Below are 21,556 nucleotides of genomic sequence, written 5' to 3'. Positions count from 1 at the left end.
ACGTTTCTTTCGACTATGTTCAGAAGCTCAGATAATCAGTCTATTTAAGAGTAAAATCAAGGAACTTCTACTAACAGTATAGGCGAAATGGAGAATAAATACTGTAAAAAATAGTTGAATTTACTTACAATAAACTCCGTCTTATTACTTAGCTAAATCCAGTTGCCGATCAAAACAAAGCCAGACCAAAAGAACGGTTCGTGGAAATCAGTTTGGCGAATTAAGCTAATTTGTGCTTGTCTTAGTGCTTCAGCTTTAGTGATTTTGGGTTGTCGGAGTTGGTCATAGAAGCGAGTCATGAGCATCGCGGCTGCCCGATCTTTGACGGGCCATAGGGTGGCGATCGTTGAGCGAGCGCCGGATTTGACAGCCAAGCCCGCCAGTCCCAGGACGGCGCGATCGTCGCCTGCGGCAGTATCGCAAGCACTTAGTACCAGCAACTCGATGGCTTTCGATGGATCGCTACCGCGATTTTTCAGGAGTTCAGATAATTCTTTAACATTGACTTGTCCATCCCAAGTGAGCAAGAAGGTATCTTCGAGGCGGGAACTAAACTGTCCGTGGGTTGCTAGGTGGACAATACCTGCACTACTAGATTTCACACGTTCAGCAAGGGCTTGACTGGTAAATTCCTGATTCAGTAACACCCTAGAAGATACCGCCTTGGAGATTTGTTTCACTTCTGATTCCACGGCGGGCAAAGCACTAAAGCCAGTGCGAGATTGGCTAATACCACCGACGATCGCACTAATGTGGTTTTGATGAAGCGATCGCGTCGCCATTAGTTGCAATCCTGGTGAGAGTGCCACAGCATACTTCTCAATCAAATATTGCTTACCGTCAAAAAGAGCTGCTATGGGAATGTTCCGCAATCGACCATCCAAAACAAACACCAATGTCTTGGTATCAATAAATGCTTGCTCTGCTGACTCTGGACGAATTAACCAACCATAAATTTGTTGAGATAATCGATCTCGGTCTTTAGAATCTGAGACAGGGTTAAGAGCAACCAAAAAATTGTCTAGAGTCTGCTCAATTTCAGCTTGAGATTTGTGAGTGACATAGGAACGCAGTGGTTGCCCTGCTTTGGAGAGAATTACTGTTAAACGATCTGGCAGGATAATCGGATAAATGACCGTTGCAGTAGGATCGACTCGATCGATCTGTTGAGTTCTATCTAAACAAGCTTCCCGAAAAAAGTTATCGAGTTCGGCAATTTGGAGTGCCTCAATCAATTCACGAGCTTGTATAAGTTCTGCTTGACTCGGTTGATTCTCTAGAAGTAAATCAACCAGTTCTCGGTAGACCGGCTCTACACTGGTGCGAAAAGAGAACTGGACATCAGGGTTGATAGCCACCAAATCTCCCCGCAGTGCCTTTAAAGCGTTGACTGCTTCTGTATAGGCACTAATCGCTTTTGAGCGATCGCCTTGTTGTTTATACAACTGTCCCACCTGCCAAGCAGATTGAGCAATGATATCGTTAGCTTGGAGTTGGCGGGCAATGTTAAGGGATTTCTGAGTTAACTCCTGTGCTTGGGATAACTGCTGTGTACGCTGATAGAGTTTTCCCCACTGATTGAGTGCATGAGCTTCGGCTTGAGTATCCTGGATTTGCTGTGCAGACTGGACTGTAACTGCCATCAGTTGCGCCAAATCTTTCAGCGGTAGAATTTGCTCAGAATTTGACTGGTGGTTGAGAGTGGCAACAAAATTGGTCGCTGCGTAGAGAGAGGTATGGCTGGGAGGTAGTTCCCGGAATTGTTGGAGTAGTTGAGGTACAAGTGGCGTAGCAAACTCCAGTTTATCGTAATTGAGGAAAAGTTTGAACTGAGCTAAACGCGCTTGCAATCGATCGCTTGGGTTAGTGGCTAAGAGTTGAGCCTGTTCAAAGTAATCTAATGCGGCTTCCGGATCTTGCAAGTCAACGGCAGTTTGGCCCAGGCCGATCAGAATAGAACTTAACTGTGGTTGGGCTGAAATTTGGCGAGCGATCGCTAAACTTTGTTCTAAAATCTGTTGACTTTTACTAGAGTCACCAATTATTTGCAGAGCTAAACCAAGCGATCGCAGTCCACTGACTTTGATTTCATTATCCGGCATTGCTCCCAGCTTTTGAGTCAGTGTCTCTAACTGTTGTTTAGAACGGCGATAAAATCCTAAAGTTTGTAAAGCTTGTGCCTGGTTGATTTGACTACCCAGGCTTCCCATTGTATCGCCTGCTTGCTCGTAAAATTTTTGAGCTTGTTGCCAACTTTCGAGAGCGGTTTCAGCTTTGCCAGTGTGCAATTGCAAATTTGCTTTGGTATTAACTGCTTGTGCCCAGAGAATTGCATCAGCAGAGGGAATAGATGTTTGCAACAGTTTCAGACTTTGCTCAATAGACTGTTGAGCTACTTGCCATTGATTAAGTTCCTGTTGTGCTAGTGAGAGGTAACTTAAACTTAGAGCTTCGTTCAAGCGATCGCCTTGGCTATGATACTGTTGTGCTGCTGTTTGCCAAATCGTCACTGCTTCAGCAAAGCGTCCTGAATGGTAGAGTTTTCGTCCCTGTTCTAGCCAATTGCTAGGCTGGGAAGTTGATACTGACACATTCAGGGTAGAAGTTGTTGGTACTTGCAGAGATGCTCTAGCAGGTGTAATGGTTATTGCCAAACACAAGCTCAAAATACTCAGACTAATATATACCCAACGACGCTGTTTAATTGGGAAAATCATCAGTAGTTCTCAGTATACATATTTATGAATTTCCATATTCTGTTACTTTAATCTTGATAGAATTGCTTAGAGAATTTCTGAGCAATTTAACTTTTTGGAACAGATGCACAAGTTAACTGCGGCTGTTTATTTGCAGTAGATTGGGTGGCAATTTTAATATTCCCTAAATAGTATTGCTGCTAACAACAGGGACAAAGAAACTCTTTAAGCGCTCTTGCGTAGATGCGAGTGCGTCTGAATACAGTTCAGTTAAAAAAAATTGTCGGTTGGTTGAAGCAAAGCGCAATCTAACAAAGTCCTGCAAATATTGGGTTTCGTTCCTCAAGTATAGAAGTAATCCATCCCAAGCTCGGACAAGTCACGTCGATTTTGGCTTAACCTCTCCTTTAAAGAAACTATTTGTTTTAACTAATAAATTACGGTTGTATGGTGAACTATCAGGACTGATTAATTTGGCGTTGCAGCACAGGTTAAAGATGGTTGTATATACGCTGGTTGAACTGCAATTAACTCAATTTTACCGTCAGCGTTGCGCTGCCAAGTTGTAGCTTCAACGAGAACCTTTGAGGATGCTGGAATCTGGGCATTTCGCTCACCCGTTTTGCGGTAAGCAGATAAATCTCGTATATCATCCCAGGTTCGTAGGCGTGGTCCATCGTAGACATCACTCGTCACCTGATTAGGATTTTGCGGCACACCACCTCGTCCCGTTGCCACAAAGCGGCTGCCTTCACTGCCCGCACAGCCTGTAGCAATTTGCTGGGATGGATCGGTGACATTTGCAGGCAGTTCGACTAAACCCGAATTTGGATCGATACCGATAGTATTAACTTGAACCGTGCCACTTATCCCAAATTGGGAACTGGCGGTGATGTCACTATCAGAAGTGAGTTGGTTGCCAAACTTCAGCCCAAAGATGCCTTGAGTGGTGATTTGGATATTACCACCTCTGCCTCGCACTGCATTAGCAATAATGTCGCTGTTTTTTAAGCCGACGATGATGGGTGCATTGATGTTTATATTACCTCCATTCCCCGAGCCGCCAGCTGTTGAGGTTATCTGGCTATTGTCTTGTAGAAGTAACAGGTTTTTAGCGGACAATTTAATATTGCCACCATTACCGGATTCTGTTTGTGCTTGAATAAACCCTTGATTCTTTAGTTGGATGCTGGCTGCATTGATGTTAATATTGCCACTATTTCCACTGCCTTGACTAGTGACACTGACTGTCCCGCCATTCGTCAGCGTTAAGTTCGGTGTGGTAATGCTCAAAGTACCAGCATTCGCTGTTAATATATCTGGCAGACCGAATCGTTTCCGTAATAACGGATCGGGTCGGATAGTGGAGGCGTTAATGCTACTATTAGTTGCCCGACCTTGACCACTGATGGCGATCGCTTCAGTAGCATCGATCCTTAAATCTCCCCCATTACCTGCAAAAAATGAGGTGGTAGCAACTGCTCCCCCATCTAGAATTTGCAATTTGGCAGTATTCAGGGTCAAGGTTTTGGCACTTCCAGTTGCAAATGTAGTTGAGCTAATGTTGCTGTAAAGTCCAGAGGGACTTTCTCCCATCACTGTGGTATTGGTGTTGCGAATGGTCACTTTACCACTAGAACCACTACCAAAGGTAGCCGAAGATAGTGAAGCACCGTTTGATACGAGTAGACTATTACCATTGACGAAAACATCACCAGCATTTCCAGTGCCTAGTGTAGTAGTGTTAATTGTGGTAACGTCAGCAGGATTATTGGGTGAAAAGCCAGACAGTTCAATGACGGTTGCATCAATGTAAATATTGCCACTCAAAGCTGTTCCATAAGTTGTGCTATTCAACCCCGCTCCCGACTTGATAGTGAGGTTGGGAGTAATAACGCTGATATTCCCACTAGCTCCCATACCAAAAGCATTACTACGCACTCCGCTCTGAATTGTGCCATCAGCTGTTTTGGCAATCAGATTAATGGACTCTGTAGCCTGAAGGCGAATATCACCACCGGGGAGATTGCCAAAATTTTGCGCCAGTACCAGAGAGCCATCGTTGAATTGAATTTGCCTACCCTGAATTTGAACGGAACCTGCATTCACGCCGCTGATATCTAATAGCGATCGCTGTGCCAATTGGATATCGCCAAAGCTTTGTACATTCCCATATCCCAGGGTATAGCCCTGTGCGGTTGGTATCAGGTTTACCAATGCTGTACCGCTTACACTACCTAATTCAACTCGCCCTCTTTCAGCGATTAAGTTTGCCCCATTTAGATGTATGTCGCCACCCACTAAAGCTAGGGTGTTTCCCGGCTGTACCCGCAGTTTTGTAGAACTGGGAATCTGAATCGGGGGAAGCAGAGCCAGTCCACTGACATTCCTCAAAGTATGTCCTGTACCTTGAATGTTGATAGGTGCGGGATTGTTACCTAGTTGCAACCCAATGGGAACATTGATACTCAACAACGGGGCAGATTCAGAATTAATTACACTAAACTCAGCACCATCGGCAAATTTAATACTGCTGGCAGTGCTACCAATAAACGAACCCCCAATGTTTAGTTGGGCATTAGCTCCAAAAATTATCCCACTAGGGTTGATCAAGAAGAGACTAACGGGGTTGTTGCCGTTAATCGTTTGAATCAAGCCATCAATGCTAGAGATATTACCGCCAGTAACACGGCTGAAGATGGTAGAAATGTTGGGCGTGTTCGTTAAATCAAAAGTAGCCGAACCGCCAGTGGGAACCGAAAACTGCTGGAAACTGTGAAATAAGTTATTGTTGGCGGCACTACCATTAGTAATGGTGAAGTTATTGCCGCTTTGGGAGACAGTAGTATTAAGGGTGCCATCAGGAGTTAGCTGGGCACTCGCGGAGGCACACCAAAGGAGCATCCCACCTGTCAGCATTATATCGATCAAACCCCAGCAAACAGAGGGTGCTTTCATCGCTCACTTTCTATCAATACTTAGATATATATAGGGTTCCCTAAACGGTATTGTGTTTGAACAGCATCAACAGTTTTAGTAGTCATCTTGGTGTAGCTTTTTGAAAACGAAACTTGCCGCAGGCATTGCAGCTGGAACTTCAGTTCGTGCACCACAGGTTAAATATGGTTGTACATAGGTTGGTTGAGCCGCAATTAACTCAATTTTTCCCTGGCTGTTGCGATGCCAGGAAGTAGCTTGGACAAGAACTTTTGAAGATTCAGACATTTGTGCTGTCACTGCGTCAGTTTTGCGGTATTCAGAGATATCACGGACATCAGACCAAGTGCTTAGGTGTAGCCCGTCGTAGACATCGCTCGTCACATCTTGATTAGGATTTTGCGGCACACCACCCCGTCCCGTTACCACAAATCGACTGCCTTGGTTTGTAGAACAACCACTGGCTATTTGTTGCGATGGATCGGTTACATTGGTTGGTAGTTGAACTAATCCAGAGTTTGGATCGACACCAATGTTATTGATTTGAACAGTACCGCTAACCCCAAATTCAGAACTAGCGGTAATGTCATTTTCGGGAGTGAGTTGGGGACGGAACTTGAGTCCGATAATCCCTTGGGTTGCGATTTGAATATTGCCACCCTTTCCTTTAATAGCATTGGCAATAATGTCACTATTTTCTAAACCCACAATGTTGGGAGCATTAATCGTAATATTGCCACCATTACCACTACTACCTGCTTCTGCACTGATAAAGCTGCGATGACGCATCAGTAGTAGATCCCGCAGTTGTAAATTAGTGTTACCGCCACCGCCTGCTTTTGTGGATGCTGAAATACTGGCCCCATTGTCGAGTCGTAAGGTGTTCGCCTGAATGTTTAGAGTACCAGCTTTACCAAAGCCAAGGTTTTGGACAAAAACTGTTGCACCATTACTGATGTTAAGAAGTGGGGTGTTAATCGTGGTGTTACCTGAAGTAGCGTTAGAAACTCCAAAAACAGGACGAACAGCAGTACCAATATAGCTGGGATTTGCTGCATCTTTAACACCATTCACATCAATCGATTCAGACGCATTGATAGTCAGTGAACCCGCATTTCCTAAAACTATGCTAGAAGCTGACACTCTGCCGCCAGATTGAACCGACAGCTTGCGGGTATCGATTTTCAAATCCCCTGCATTACCAAACCCGAATGTGGCAGTAGACAACAGACTAAAATACAAACCCTTTGGCGCTCCCTCATTTGTCACCTGAATTGTATCTGCTTTGACGATGAGATCGCCGCCATTGCCTGAAGCGTAGGGTCTTGCTGCTATATTGCCGCCAGCTAAAATAGACAGCTTTTGAGTGGAAATGTTGATATTTCCACCTTTTCCAGCCCCATAGGAAGCGGCTAATATCTGGCTAACTGCTCGAAAAGGAGAAGGATCGCCAAATGCAAAACCATTCACCTGCATTTCATCAGTATTTATTGCAATATTGCCACCTGGTGCTGTGCTAAAGGTACGGTTTAACATATACCCACCCCCGTCAATATTCAACTGTGGGGTGGTAACGATAATATTCCCTGCTGCACCTGGGGATATAGTTTCATTAATTAAACTGCTGGAACTTTTAAAATCAGGAGACTTGCCGATAATCTGGAGGGACTGGGTGGCATTGATTGCAATATCACCAGCAGTTTGGTTGCTGCGATTTTGCACTAATAGCAGCGAACCATCTCGGATGCTGACCTGTTTACCCTGAATTTGGATGGCTCCTCCCCTTTGCCCACTGAGGTCGCGTGTAGATGCTAAAGCTCGTTGAGTTATCTGAATATCGCCAAAGCTCGAAGCATTAGGATAACTCAGCGTAAATCCTTCAGGGATGGAATTGAGGGCGACGCTTCCATTAGTGATGCTACCCAGTTCTATTTGCCCTCCTGGTGCAGAAAGCAATCTTCCATCTAAGGCAACATTCCCACCCAGCAATGCCAGCGTCTTTCCAGATTGCAACTGTAATCCTCTCGTACCGAGGTTTAATCCAGAAACCTGAAGTGAGTCGCCTAATTGAGCATTGTGTCCTGACCCTTGGACGGTAATGCCTCCTGGATTACTACCAAATTGCAAACCAATGGGAACATTCATGCTCAACAATGGAGCATTTTGGGGACTAATTGCGCTAAATTCAGCACCATCGCTAAATTTAATGCTCTGGGCAGTTGTCCCAACAAAGGAGCCGCCAATATTCAGTTGGGCATTCGCACCGAAAATAATCCCACTGGGATTGAGCAAAAACAGATTAGCGCTACCATTGGCTTTAATTAAACCATCAATGTTGGAAACACCGCCTCCAGTGACGCGACTGAAGATGTTTTGTACATCTGCGGCATTGTTGAAAAAAGCCGAGCCGTTGCTAGGAACTGAAAATTGGCTGAAGCTGTGGAATAAATTGTTGCCAACTCGATTACCGTTGATGATGGTAAAATTATCACCACTTTGAGAGACGGTAGTATTCAATGTGCTATCAGGAATTACCTGGGCACTCACAGGCATTACCATCAACGGCACTATTCCACCGCACAGAACCAACCAAATAGAGTTCGTTGTCATTGCCAAGCCTTTATTTATACCTTGCATTTTAGGTTGCCCCAAACGGTATAGTTTTGAAACGATCGCCTCAAAACGCTGAATAACTCACTGAGAAGTACAATCCATTTTCCTGGAGCGATCGCTTTTCACCATTCACTGAAATCAGAGGAATGCCCCAATCTACGCGGGCCGATAAGTCATCACCCTGTTTCCACAACAGCCCCAACCCAGTACTAACAAGCGTACTCGGTGATGGATTTTCGCCTTTGACATTCCAGCCTTTACCTACATCAATGAAGGGTGTCAGTTGCAACACTCCGCCAATTTTAGCAGCGCGGACAATTGGGACTCGAAATTCCGCCGAAAATAACAGACCATTATCTGTGAGTAATGCGTCTTGGCGATACCCTCGTACACTTAGCTGTCCACCAAGACCAAATTGCTCCAAAGGCACCAAGGAATCTGCTACCAATTGGAAATCGCCCCTAGCTAAAAATAGAGTATCTGGTGCTAATTGTCGCACCCACTGCGCCTGTCCCCGCCAGGCGAAAAAGCGGCTATCTGGTTCATTATTACTGACATTCGCATTGAACCAATCTACACCAAAACTCAATTGCGATCGCGCCGCAAATACATAGTGGTTGCTTCGCTGGGTATATTCTTGAAAAAAGCGCAAAGCCGAAATATTGGTTTTTCCATTCGCATCCGCACCAGGGGAGAGTCGAAACGGCCCAATGTTATCAATACCCAATTCAGTTTGACTTTCCTGGCGCGAGAATGACAGCCCGATCGCTAACTCTTGAGTTGGTTTTTGCACCAGTGGTTGCCGATAGCTCAATTCGTAAGAGCGAGTATTTGACTGAATATCAAGGACGCTGAATGGCTTTTCAATCACGCGATTCCATCCTTGGCTAAAACCGAAGAATACAGTGCCATTGCGGGCATTAATCGGCAGCGTGTAGTTGAGATTGATTGTATTACTACCATCAGTATTGGCGTATCCCACGCTCAGGGTATCGCCCAAACCCAATAAATTGGCTTCTTGCAGATCCACTCCCCGGCGAAAACTGCCGACACTTGGCGATCGCCCATTATCCAGGCTTGCTGTCAGCTTAAAAGTTTTTGCTTCTTCAACTTCAACTTGCAATACATTGGTTCCCGGTTGCACGCCTGTCTGCAACTCGGCTGACAGGCTTTGAATTCGCGGATCGAGGCGGAGTAGTTGCAGCTTTTCTATTAAACGTGGTATATTTAAGGGTTTAGCTGCACCTAGTTTGATGCGATCGCGAATGTATTGAGTGTGCAATCGTCTATTACCGACAATCTTTATTTCTTGCACACTACCCTCAATCACCTGAATTTTGATCGTCCCACCTTCTACTGTCTGCGGTATAATTAACGCCCCCGTGGTGACATAGCCGTTATCAATGTAAAGCTTGGTGATGGCGTCTTTAACTTGCAACAACTCTGCAAATGTCAGTTCCCGTCCCACAAAGGGAGCAGTCACAGCAGCAAACTGTTCTGCTTTGAAAACTGTACTGCCCAAAACTTCAATGCGATCGACCCGAAATTTGGTATTAGGGTCATTCTGCTCCAAAATTGTCTGATTCTGTAGTTTTAGAGATGGAAGCAATTGATTCTCGTCTGGTGGCTTGGGTAGCACATCCGACGGTAACGGAGTCTCAGGAATATTATCTAACCGACTTGGGGGTAATGTCTGAGGTTCAGGAGTTTGGGCGATTGCATTTTGATAGTTGCACAATATTGGGGCGATCGCAAAGCTGAGTGTTATAAATCCAGCAAAAATCCTCAGTTCGCCCAAGGACTTGCTTACCTTTGGCTGATTTATAACCAAGGTTTTTCTAAGCATTATTTGTAATTAAATAAATTAGGGATTAAATTCTTAATACTTTGGAAAGTATAAGTAAATAAGTGGTAAGTACCATATCTAACTTAAATTTGTTCTGGAAAGATCAGTAATATTACTAGTTGTCAAAAAATAGCTTAGGAGCAGAGCCAGATACAAGAAGGGTATTCTGCTAATTTGATATTTTTAATTATGCAAGTGTATCAAGATGATTGCACGATATCCAAAGCAAAAGTCAGAGCGAAGATTTCCTCGGCTCTGAACTTTGTAAGAGAGTATTCTTATTTAAATTCCCTAACTTTACTTATAGGGATTCACTGTTAGCTGATAACTGTTAAGCAGCATATTTCACTGACAAATTAAAATGTACTTATTCTGTTTCACTTTTTTGCAGTTTAATTCATGAGCTTTCAGAGGCTTTTTCATCTTTAGGATAAAGAGAGCGAATTAACTCCCGAATTACATCAGTTGCTGGTCTGCCTGTCGTTGAACAGTATTGTTCAAGCTTCTGTGCCTCGCCTGATGTGAGATTGATTGTAAGTCGTTTAACAGCCCATTTTTTATTCATGTACTAGATAAGGTATGTTTTTGAAACTACTTCTCTAATATCAATCATCTAAACTGCTCTTACAATGGTATAAGTAATGACATTTAGTTCAAGTAATCATGAAGTTAAATAGGATATTTTTCCCAGCAATAGCGAAAATATGAAGTATATTCTAGATTATAAAGTTAAGCTACTTTCTAGGCAGTAATTATAAATAGGATGTAAAAATAATATTAAATATATGAATACAAAATAAGTATTCTCACAGAATGTTTAAACGCAGAGGGACACAGAGTATAGCGCAAAGGAGTGCAAAGTAAGTTTTGAGTCTATTCGCTACGAACTTAGGGTTAGCTGTGCTTAGTTGGTTTTAATTGTTAACATTGATTCTGACCGGAGGCGGAGCGTCTCCGGCTTTGCTCCTAAATTATGACTTCTGAATTCTTCTTCAATAAGTCATGTGTTGATAATGTATCGGCAGCAGATTTAATTACATCAAATGACATTCCCGACTTTTCTGCAATATCTAATAGAGTATGCTGACCGTCAGATAAATTTAAAACCCACAGGATTGCCATTTCATTTAGTCCGCTATCTTTGTTACCACCAACTGCTCGATATATTCCTCTTTTACCTAACTGTGGCTCACATTTAGGATTTTTGTTGTAGTAGATTTCGTTATTGTTGAGGATATGCAACATCGAATGACATTGAAAGAATGACTCGGCTAGATATTGGGGTTGAACGAAATTTAAATCGTCTGCTGATGTATGGTATTCAGGAAAACTACCATGAGGCGATCGCATGAAGCAACCTACAGCTAAATTAAATCCTGGCGAGCAATATTGTCGCTCATCATAACCATAGGGAAAGAAATCGATAATTTTATGATCTTGTTTTGAGTTTTTGAGTACATAAGCAGCAACTTTATCGATTTCAGTGTCACCTCTACGGCTTTTTTTGTAGGTAAAGTTGCCTGCATCTCCTAAACAAGTTAATACCAAGCCATGTTTAATGTTATTGACTTGAGCTTCATTGAGAGCCAACCATGTAATTGAGCCAATAGTTCCGGGAATCCAGAGAAATCTATAGGAATATCTTGGTGTAGTTTGACTTAAATATCTAGCCAGAAAAGTAGCGATCGCAATTCCCGAAAGATTATCATTACACAGTGAAGGATGACAGGCATGGCAAGAAATCAAGATTTCATCAGTACTGTCTCCAGGAATATAATACTCACCATAAGTCAAATAACCTGGTTGCAAAGAAGAATCAATACATACTTCATATTCTTCATCTTCTAGTTGCAAATACTGATTGTGAGTCAGGCAAAAACCCCAACTTTCCTTGTAATATGAAGTTCGGTAAGGAATCCAATTAGGATAATCGGCAAGTGTAAATAAATGTGATTTAAGTTCTTGAAGAGATATTTTTTGATGTATAGGAATACTATAGTTAACAACGTGCAAATTTGAATTAGTAAAATCTACAATTTTTTCATCTTGAGAGTTTTTAATATAGGCATCTTTAATATTCCACTCATTAGGGACTGTCCAATCAAATACCTCTGTTCCTGTTGGCACTTCATGAACTGACAAAGGAATATACTGCTGGAGAATTTTTAAAGTTTCTCTAAAACCATTACCTGTAATACTACGGCAAATGGGATATAAATCAGAAATTAGTTGGTAAATTTCTAGACTGATATCCTTTAAGTTCAAAGAATTTTTTAGATCGACTAAATTAATATTCTGAATATCTGCAACCATAAATAGAATCCTTGTGAACTTGTGTATCTAATCTTTTATCCTGAAATCAAGGGGTATCTTTACGTCTACACGTAGTATCAATTGAGTTGGGGTTGAAATTCCCAACTTCAACTGTCTTTAATTTTGAATTTTGAATTTTGAATTGTTAATGATGTTTTGTATACCAATTTACAGTCAATTCCAAGCCCTTCTTTAGAGGGATTGAAGGTTGCCAACCCAGTTTATCGTATGTATAAGCCGTATCAGCTACTCTTATTCTTTCCATCGGTCGCTCAGGTAAAGCACCAAATAGAGGCTGGATTTGAGGGTTAACCAGATTAACAAGCTGGGACACAACTGCATGAATGGGTACTAGTTCTCCCGAACCTAAGTCGAATGTACAACCCTCTACACTAGGAACTTGTGTTGCAGCCAGAAGTCCTGCAATCACGTCATCAATATAAATCCAATCAACTTGACGCTTTCCACTACTAAGTTTTGGAGCTTGCCCTTGCAACAAGGAAAGAATAACAGAAGGAACGATCTTATACACATTTTGTCCTGGCCCATAGGTCATAAAGGGTCTAACAAGAACTACAGGTGTCTGATAGAGTCGATGGAACAGCCGACCATAAGTACTACTAGCAAATTTCGCAATAGCGTAAGGAGAAGAAGGAACTACTTCAGGACGATCTTGTTCTGGTTCTTCTAAAGAAGCTATTAACACAATGCGACTACAACCAATTTCGGCAGCTACCGTCAATAAGTTAATAGTACTAGTCAGTAAACTGTGAAAGGTAGGCAATATGAACTCTAGATTAGGAACTGCTGTCACAAGACCGGATAAATGGAAGATTAGGTCAGGTTTAATGCTGTGGAAAAGATTTTGAACAAACTTAATGTCTTCCATGTCACCTTGCCACCATCGTAAGCAGCTAATATCAGAAGTATGAAAACTGCGAGAAACAGCATGTACTTCTGCACCATCGTGGCATAAATGACGGACTAAATGAGATCCCAGAAATCCGCTAGCACCTGTAATTAGTATTGTTTGTCCAGACAATTTTTCAACAGAGTTCACCATTTATACAGACTGGAGTTGGGAAAACAAAAGCTATTCTACAAGAGATTGTTTGTTGTAGACAACAACAATGTGTCAGTAATCGGATAGAAGTCAGTGCCTCGCAAGAAGTCGCCTAAAGAAGTTCCTGTACAAGCTGAATCAATATTTGGCGCACCCTTTTGAGCTATGACATCATCAAAATGTACAGTTCTAAAGTCAATACTAAAACGGGTATAGCCTGATGTGTTGGGAATAGTGGAGTGCATCTGCGCTCCTGAAAAGAGAATCATGCCACCGACTTGTGTGATTAACTGCAATTGCGGCTCCATTTCTAAAGTTTCCTCGGCATGGGGTTGCTTGCGCGTATCTGTTTTAATATGCAGTGCCGCATTTTTGCGACTTTCTTTAACCCACTGAGCGTAGTTATAATCCCTTGAGCTATTCTTAACTGGTTGACTCCAGTAGCGCGGATGGAATGCCATCGCATTCTCTGGGGTAATATCGTAGACAGGAATCCACCAGTTGATCTGGCACATAGGAGCAGAGTACCAGGTGTCACGATGAGGATGGAAAGCGTAAGCAATACCAGCAGTCAGATAGCGATCGCTGGTTGCTGTTCTCAGGCGAGGTACATCGAAATAGGTTTTGTTTAAGTCACATCCACTTTCTTTCAAGATGCCTTGAATAAGTTGTTTAGATTCAGGGTGATGGATAAAAGCTGGCTTGAGTTGTGCTAAAATATCAACGTATTTCTCTACAGGCAAGCTATGTTGTGCATCTCTTGGATCTAAAGGGGCAAATGCTTCTTCAACCATGCCACGAGCAAAATTGCATAGAGCGATCGCACTGGCGCAAGGAGAAAAGACAAACACTTGTCCATCATAAAGATGCTTGCGTCTGATTTCATCACTAAAAATCGAATCAAAATAAATTGTACTCACTTCGCCCTCATTTGCTGTAACAAAGTTTGAACACAGTGTTAAGTATGAAAATCAAAATTTGAAAAATTAAATTTTGATTTTCTGTGTCTGTGCGCCTCTGTGCGTTCTTAATCCTATATTCACTCAGCAACTATATATTTTTAAATTGCTCTTAAAAGTCTGACATTACCGTAGGCGTTACAATTTCTTTCGATTCAAATAAACTCCAAGCCCGATCTTTATCCGAAATTTCAGTCACAGATAGAGGCCATTCAATACCAAAAGCTGGGTCATCATAGCGATACCCGCCAGCATATTCTGGTGCATAAAAGTCACCCATTTGATACATCACCTCCGTCTCATCGCTGAGAGTTTGAAAACCGTGAGCACACCTATCTGGGATATAGAGAGCAAGACGATTTTCGGCAGTTAACTCTATACTAATATGAGATAAATAGCTAGGAGAATCTGGACGCAAATCGATAATTACATCATAAATAGCTCCTCTGATACAACGCACCAATTTTGTTTCCTGAGAAGGAGGCATTTGATAATGCATACCCCGCAATGTTCCTTTTTTATAGTTAAAAGATAAATTGCATTGGGCAATAGTAGGTTTTAAGCCACGATCTTGAAATTCCTGAGTACAGAAACTCCGAGCAAAAAAGCCGCGAATATCTTGGTGCAGTTCTAAATCAACAATAAATGCTTCTTTTATTTTAGTTTCAGTGAAAATCATAAATATTACAAATTATGAAAAGAAATTAAAATTATTTCTAATTTTCTAGAAAAACATTTTTCGACAGTAAAATGCTTCAGCATATTTACTCGGTGAATTTGATTCAATACCACGAATTCTGAGAATTGCACGAAAAGTCTCTTCTGTAAACCACTGCTTATTATTTTGGGTAGCAAACGCATCCAAAATATATTGAATTTTTCGATGGCAGAGTGTTTCATTTAAATGAACAAAGAAATTAGGAATACCCAAATCACCGTCATATTTGGGTATTTCATATTCTAAAATTAAATGATTTCTAAAGGTATTCCAAGTCAAGTCAGAAATTAAGCGGTGATCTTGGTGGCGATCGTCTCGATGATGAGTAAAAATTATATCTGGTGAAAATTCTTGCTTCAACTGTTCAAAGCATTCCTTCACCTCTATCCCTTCAAAAGGCAGAAAGCCATCTCGAAAATTTTTAATGATAATTTTCTTGACTGGGATTTCTTTTAAGAATAGATTAGCACTTGCAGTTGCTTCTTCTGCTCTTTGTTCATTAGAACTGAAGACAACCCAATAGATAACAACATCTTGATAACTCTCTATCAGCTTTAAGATTGTGCCTCCACAACCAATCTCGATATCATCACAATGAGAACCGAGACAAAGAATTTTGTACTCAGATGCTTCTGTCTTATTCAACCTAAGTTGGATCATACATGGTCGATTTGTACTTGTTGATCTCCCCAAACTTCCCAAGGTCTTCTACCTTGAGCATACATATCATCCAACTGTTGTTTCTCTTTAAACGTATCCATTACTCCGAAAAAGCCAGTGTATTTATATGCAAAAAGCTCTTCTTTGGCAATCAATCTTTGGAAAGGTTCAAGAACAAGTTCTTCACCATAATTTATGTAGTTAAAAATTTCTTTTTTAAAGATAAAATATCCTCCATTAATCCAAATATCACGTTGTTTTACCTCTTGGATATTTTGTACTAAACCATCCTCGTTCATATCAACTAGGTGAAAACTTTGGCTTGGTCTGACACACAAAAAACTACCAATTTTATCACGCTGATAAAAATTATTGATATACGTTGGTAAATGTAAGTCTGTCAAACCATCACTGTAGTTAGCTAAAAATACTTCTTCTCCTTCTAGATACTTTTCTACTGCTTTGAATCTTTGACCAATGTTGGCAGTTAACCCTGTATCTACAAATGTAATATTCCAATCTTGAATATCCCGATTAAACAACTCAATTTTGCTTCCATTGGAAAGGCTAAAGTTATTAGAAAGCCATTCATTGTAATTCAAAAAATAGCTTTTAATTAGGTCAGACTTGTAACCAAGACATAAAATAAAATCCTTATGCCCATAGTGAGCATAGTATTTCATGACGTGCCATAATATTGGTCGATAACCAATATTTACCATTGGCTTAGGAATACTTTCTGAGTATTCTCTCATTCTGGCTCCTAAACCACCGCAAAATAAAACTACTTTCATGTCACTTACCTCTTTTTGACGATTTTTTGACGAGCAAAAATACTAAATACTTAAGAGTAGACATTAACTTCAGGAATTGGTACAACAAATTGACCTCCCCAATCCCGAATGTAAGCTAGTTGTATCGTAATTTCATTTTTCAGATTCCAGGGCAAAATTAGTATATAGTCAGGCTTGGTTTCGGCAATTTTGTCTGGATGAAAAATCGGAATATGAGTTCCTGGTAAAAATTGACCCTGTTTATAAGGATTACGGTCTACTGTATAGTCAAGAAAATCTGTGCGGATACCGCAATAGTTTAAGAGAGTATTTCCCTTACCTGGAGCACCATAACCAACAATCGATTTTCCCTCTTGCTTAACTTTAATCAAAAAATCTAATAAGTTGCGTTTAGTTTCTTTAACTTGTTCTCCAAAGGAAAAATAGCATTCTAATTGCGTAAACCCAGCCGCTTCTTCCCGATTTTTCAGTTCTGAGACTTGCTGAGTGACGGGTTTAGAAGAGTCTTCCTTATGGCGGGCATAAATTCTCAAAGAACCACCATGAGTAGTTAATTCTTCTACATCAAAAATTGTCAAACCGTGAGCAGCAAAAATCTTGTCTACGGTAAGAAAGGAAAAATAAGAAAAATGCTCGTGGTAAATAGTATCAAACTGATTTTCCTCAATTAATCGCATCAAGTGGGGAAATTCCATAGTAATTACACCATGCGGTTTGAGGATGATTTTCATTCCTTTGACAAAATCATTCAGATATGGTGTATGAGCAAGAACATTATTTCCGAGTAATAAATCTGCCTGTTTACCCTTAGCAACCTGTTCTTTTGCTGTCTCCTGTCCAAAAAATTTGACAATTGTAGGAATACCTTTTTGGATTGCTACCTCAGCTACATTTGCTGCTGGCTCTATTCCCAGTGCTGGGATGCTTTTGGCTACAAAGTATTGCAGTAAGTAGCCATCATTGCTAGCAATTTCTATTACCTGACTTTCCTGGTTTAATTGGAAACGTTCTACTACCAAATCAACATATTTCTTGGCGTGTTGCAACCAGCTATCAGAGTAGGAAGAGAAATAAGCGTAGTCGCTAAAAATATTTTCTGGGCTAATGTATTCTTGGAGTTGAACTAAAAAACATTCTTCACAAACATAGACATGCAGAGGATAAAATGCTTCTACTTCATTGAGTTGTTTGAGACTACGATAACTTTCGCAGGGAGGAGACATACCTAAATCTACGAAGGTATGGCGCAATCCTGTTCCACAGAATAGACAGTTACCAGTTATTAATTGATTATTTGTTGGCTGTAGTAAATTCATAACTTATTATATGAAATTTTTAAACAGTCTGCCAAAAGAAATCTCGATCGATTTGCTGAGTGCGAATGAGGTATTCTAATTGTTTCAGGCGCGTAAAACCTCTAGACTCAAATGTTCCTCTATCCATATCAATTTGCTGGAAGACATTATATAGTTGTTGGGCACCGCGTTGGGCATCCCATTCACATTTGAATCCTGGTAAATTTTGGTTAATCTTATTAAATAAAACCCGATAGCTGCGGTTATCGGGATCGTGTTTACCAAAGCTCAATTGACAATCTGTAAAAACATCTGCAACTATTTGAGCAATTTGTTTGACTTGATAGTTGCTATTTGTATCGCCGACATTAAAAATTTGGTTGTGAATTACATCGCGCGGAGCTTCTAAGGTGCAGATAATTGCTTTGCAGATATCCAATAGATGTACTAGGGGACGCCAAGGTGTACCGTCGCTGTTCATCTTAATTTCTTTAATTGTCCATGCCCAACCGGCTAGATTGTTTAAGACAATATCAAAGCGCATTCTCGGAGAAGCGCCATAGGCTGTAGCATTTCGGAGAAAGGTGGGAGAAAAGCCATCATCAGCAAGAAGTTTCACATCCTGTTCGACAAGTGCTTTGCATTTGGCATAAGCTGTTTGGGGATTGATGGTAGACTCTTCGGTAACGTAGTCTTCAGTGGCAAAACCATAGACACTGCATGATGATGTATAGACAAAGCGTTGGATTCCTGCTGCTTTCGCCAGTTTCGCTATATGTACTGAGCCTTTGTGGTTGATATCGTAAGTGATATCAGGGGCTAACTGACCTAAAGGGTCGTTAGAGAGTTCTGCCATGTGAACTATTGCTTCTACGCCTTGTAGGTCTTCTATTGTAATGTGGCGGATATCTTTGTTGAGGGTTTTGGCAGTTAGTTTGGTGCCGTTATATAGCCAACCTACTTTATAGAAGCCAGTATCTAAACCAATAACTTCATGACCTTGTTGAATCAACAAAGGAGCTAACAATGAGCCGATATAACCTTCAGTTCCAGTTACAAGTATTTTCATATCCTATAGTGCGATCGCAGTTTGTGGGGGTTTTAATTCAGTAGGAATATTGTCTATAGGTGCTAATAGCAACTTAGCAATGATTTCTTCACGTAGGGGAGCGGCTTCATCTTGAGTCAACCAAGTAAATAACTTTGCTACTGCTTGCGGGGAGCGATCGAGTTTGAGAGTTTCTTGGAGCATACGCAAAGCCCCAGCAACATTGCCAGTTTTCAAAGGAATTGCTGCCCGTGTCAGACAATAATTGAAGTTATAGCTACGAGCTTGGTTTGTAATGTCTGCGCGATGTTCAACAGGAAGATAACTCTCAGAAATTTCTATACCCTGGCGGATGGATATCGCCAGAATACCAGATGATAAGTCATCATCAGTCAGTCTGTGGGAATGTACACGGTAACGAGCCAAACTTCCCGGTTCGTACCACCAATCATAAGAAACAGCAATGCGTTTATAAAGTTCCCATTCAGAAGCGCAAACTAACTTCGGATAATAACCTCCTAGTTGTTCATGAGTGATGCGACGAATGACAACCGCCGGCACCTGTAACGGACATGTCACACCAATCACCTGCCAAAAATTCTGAGGAATATTTTTATGATCTCCAAACCAGGAAATCACTTCCCCTTTGTCAACTACTGTTCCTTTTTCATTGAAATATTCAAAATTTGCAAAAGCGGCTCCTACGGAATCTGGACACCTTTGAAGACTTTGCTGGAGTCGATCATAAAAACCTGGAAGCACACAGTCATCATCATGCAGGATATGAATCCACTGACCGCGACTGAGGGAAATGCCTGCATTGTGATTTGACAGTACTCCAATATCTTGCTGATTGTGATAGTAACGGATTACTCCTCCTCCAATACTATTCACTAGATCGAACAACGGTGTTGTACTGGCATTATCCATTACCAGAATTTCCATCTGCTCTGCCCCAGGCCATTGCACTAAGACGCTAGCTAGACATTCCAGGAGATAATCGGTGCGGTTATATACCGGAATCACTACAGTCCAAAATGGTCGGGGTTTGTCTGGGTCTGTTACAGGTGGAATTGCTGGAAACTGATAGTCGCCGATAGTAACTTCAGCTTGAGGAATGGAGGGAGTAACGAGCATTTCTGGAGTGATGGCAGCATCAAAGTAAGCAGATACGGCTTTGGCATAGTTAGGATTGAGTAAAGTTAATGCCTGACGATACACAGAAATCGCCTCTGCTCTCTTGTTTTGAGCTTGGTAAACTTGACTCAAACGGATGTAGATTTTCCAGTTTAAAGGATTGAGTTTTAGGGCTTGGCGATATGAGGCGATCGCTTCTTCCCACTGACCTACTTCTTGCAGGATGTTGCCTAAGCTATAATATGTCTCTGGCGAATTTGGGTCAAGAGCGATCGCTTGACGATAATAATTAATTGCTTTCTTAAAATCCCCTGCAATTGTGCAAGAATGTGCAAATTTCTGATTCAAATCCGCGTAGTCTGCTTGTTGAGCTTTTGATAGTTTACCTTGCGCGTTCAGGGCGTTGCCTAAGTTGACTTCTGCTTCGGCAAAGTTGGGCTGAAGTTCTAAGGCTTTTTGATAACAAGCAACTGCTTCATCAAACTTACCTTGTTGTTCCAAAGTATAACCCAAGTTATTATGTCTTGCTACTAGCTTTGACTCTAGGGCTATTACATCAGGCAGAGAAGCAAAATCGAAATACAATAAAAACCTTTGGTAAGGGATATTTTGAAAGTTTTTATTTTCTTGCTTAAATTTTGGAGATAGTAAAACTAATTCTTTCTCTCTATTTCTTTTCTCCATATCGTTCAGTTTTTCTAAAAGCTCGCCATCTAATTCTCTGCCGCCATTTCTCGAAAATGCGTTCTTCTTTAACCAATGTGTATGCCAAAAAATAAAACCTAAATAATATGGTGTAATTCCTTCAAATTGAATGGCTTCACAAAATGGAATTTTGGCATTTTTATCGAAAATATTTTGCGGTGAAACTGTCCAATATGCCACATCTCCATCACCAGAAGCAACACATTTTAAATTTGTGTAGTAGTTGGGATCGTTTGGACGTTGATATAAATTTACTCCTGAAAAAAATAAGGCTGTATTTTGCAGATGATTTTGCTTCAAATAATTATAAATGATTTTTAAATTATCAGGAATACCTATGCAATCGCCGTCGATATAAACGCAAATTTTATACCGCGTCTGACTAAGACCAAAATTAGAATAAAAAACGAAAGAATGAATGTTGTTTACATCCAATTCAACTTGTTCTTTTGTACTAAACGAATAGACGTGAGGTAAGTAATGAAAAGCCCGTATTTTCTGAGGGTATTTTTGTGCAAATGCCTCTATTATTTGAGGAGTTTTGTCTGTACACTGATGAAACACTATTACCAATTCATCAACATAATCAATCCAAGATTCGATTGTTGGTGCCAAAAACTCTTCTTCATTACGAACTCGCATCAGACCGCTGATTCCATCTTGTCGATTTTGTGGCTCAAAAGATGAAGCATTTATAGTAGGATGCTCTACTTGATTAATTGACATAGTTTTTTAGTCCAAAACTAGAAAATTTTTGCTTTTTCCTAAACAA

14 protein-coding genes are annotated in these 21,556 nt (G+C 41.0%); all 14 read right to left on the bottom strand.

All coding sequences use genetic code 11. The features are described 5' to 3' along the window. Nucleotides 1–152: 152 nt before the first annotated feature. The 14 genes from RMY32_RS18465 to RMY32_RS18400 all read right to left on the bottom strand — a co-directional run bounded on the left by RMY32_RS18465 (nucleotide 153) and on the right by RMY32_RS18400 (nucleotide 21,510). Complete coding sequence (locus RMY32_RS18465; RefSeq protein WP_322714324.1) at nucleotides 153–2,717, bottom strand: CHAT domain-containing protein; 2,565 nt, start codon at nucleotides 2,715–2,717, stop codon at nucleotides 153–155. 447 nt (nucleotides 2,718–3,164) lie between these two features. Continuing rightward, the gene (locus RMY32_RS18460; protein WP_322714323.1) at nucleotides 3,165–5,654 is read right to left on the bottom strand and encodes an S-layer family protein; all 2,490 of its coding nucleotides are present in this window, start codon (nucleotides 5,652–5,654) and stop codon (nucleotides 3,165–3,167) included. A 75-nt stretch (nucleotides 5,655–5,729) separates the two neighbouring features. After that, nucleotides 5,730–8,243, bottom strand: coding sequence for a filamentous hemagglutinin N-terminal domain-containing protein (locus tag RMY32_RS18455; RefSeq protein WP_409883377.1), 2,514 nt, complete (start codon nucleotides 8,241–8,243; stop codon nucleotides 5,730–5,732). Between the two features lie 67 nt (nucleotides 8,244–8,310). Next, entirely contained in the window at nucleotides 8,311–10,092 is a 1,782-nt protein-coding gene (locus tag RMY32_RS18450; RefSeq protein ID WP_322714322.1) for a ShlB/FhaC/HecB family hemolysin secretion/activation protein, read from the bottom strand. A gap of 397 nt (nucleotides 10,093–10,489) precedes the next feature. After that, nucleotides 10,490–10,657, bottom strand: coding sequence for a CopG family transcriptional regulator (locus RMY32_RS18445; RefSeq protein ID WP_322662451.1), 168 nt, complete (start codon nucleotides 10,655–10,657; stop codon nucleotides 10,490–10,492). Between the two features lie 401 nt (nucleotides 10,658–11,058). After that, complete coding sequence (locus RMY32_RS18440; protein ID WP_322714321.1) at nucleotides 11,059–12,405, bottom strand: DUF4910 domain-containing protein; 1,347 nt, start codon at nucleotides 12,403–12,405, stop codon at nucleotides 11,059–11,061. Between the two features lie 145 nt (nucleotides 12,406–12,550). Continuing rightward, nucleotides 12,551–13,468 carry an NAD(P)-dependent oxidoreductase gene (locus RMY32_RS18435; protein ID WP_322714320.1) on the bottom strand — a complete coding sequence of 306 codons (918 nt, stop codon included), beginning with the start codon at nucleotides 13,466–13,468 and terminating at the stop codon, nucleotides 12,551–12,553. A gap of 35 nt (nucleotides 13,469–13,503) precedes the next feature. Beyond that, nucleotides 13,504–14,388, bottom strand: a complete 885-nt coding sequence (locus RMY32_RS18430) for a hypothetical protein (RefSeq protein ID WP_322714319.1) — start codon at nucleotides 14,386–14,388, stop codon at nucleotides 13,504–13,506. A gap of 151 nt (nucleotides 14,389–14,539) precedes the next feature. Next, nucleotides 14,540–15,106, bottom strand: a complete 567-nt coding sequence (rfbC, locus tag RMY32_RS18425; protein ID WP_322714318.1) for a dTDP-4-dehydrorhamnose 3,5-epimerase — start codon at nucleotides 15,104–15,106, stop codon at nucleotides 14,540–14,542. Between the two features lie 45 nt (nucleotides 15,107–15,151). After that, nucleotides 15,152–15,805 carry a PIG-L deacetylase family protein gene (locus RMY32_RS18420; protein ID WP_322714317.1) on the bottom strand — a complete coding sequence of 218 codons (654 nt, stop codon included), beginning with the start codon at nucleotides 15,803–15,805 and terminating at the stop codon, nucleotides 15,152–15,154. Then, the gene (locus RMY32_RS18415) at nucleotides 15,802–16,599 is read right to left on the bottom strand and encodes a sugar phosphate nucleotidyltransferase (protein ID WP_322714316.1); all 798 of its coding nucleotides are present in this window, start codon (nucleotides 16,597–16,599) and stop codon (nucleotides 15,802–15,804) included. The genes RMY32_RS18420 and RMY32_RS18415 overlap by 4 nt, the downstream gene beginning before the upstream one ends. Nucleotides 16,600–16,649: 50 nt before the next feature. Further along, on the bottom strand, nucleotides 16,650–17,915 hold the full coding sequence (locus RMY32_RS18410) for a class I SAM-dependent methyltransferase (protein WP_322714315.1): 1,266 nt from the start codon (nucleotides 17,913–17,915) through the stop codon (nucleotides 16,650–16,652). A gap of 19 nt (nucleotides 17,916–17,934) precedes the next feature. Beyond that, a complete protein-coding gene (locus tag RMY32_RS18405) occupies nucleotides 17,935–18,963 on the bottom strand; it encodes an SDR family oxidoreductase (protein WP_322714314.1) in 1,029 nt (342 codons plus the stop codon). A 3-nt stretch (nucleotides 18,964–18,966) separates the two neighbouring features. Next, nucleotides 18,967–21,510 (bottom strand): tetratricopeptide repeat protein, encoded by a 2,544-nt coding sequence (locus RMY32_RS18400; RefSeq protein ID WP_322714313.1) that lies wholly within the window; start codon nucleotides 21,508–21,510, stop codon nucleotides 18,967–18,969. Nucleotides 21,511–21,556 lie beyond the last annotated feature (46 nt).

It is taken from the genome of Nostoc sp. ChiSLP03a (assembly GCF_034531215.2).
Classification (GTDB): Bacteria; Cyanobacteriota; Cyanobacteriia; order Cyanobacteriales; family Nostocaceae; genus Nostoc.
The sequence above is the reverse complement of the archived record's forward strand: the minus strand, read 5'-3'. Positions and strand labels throughout refer to the sequence as shown.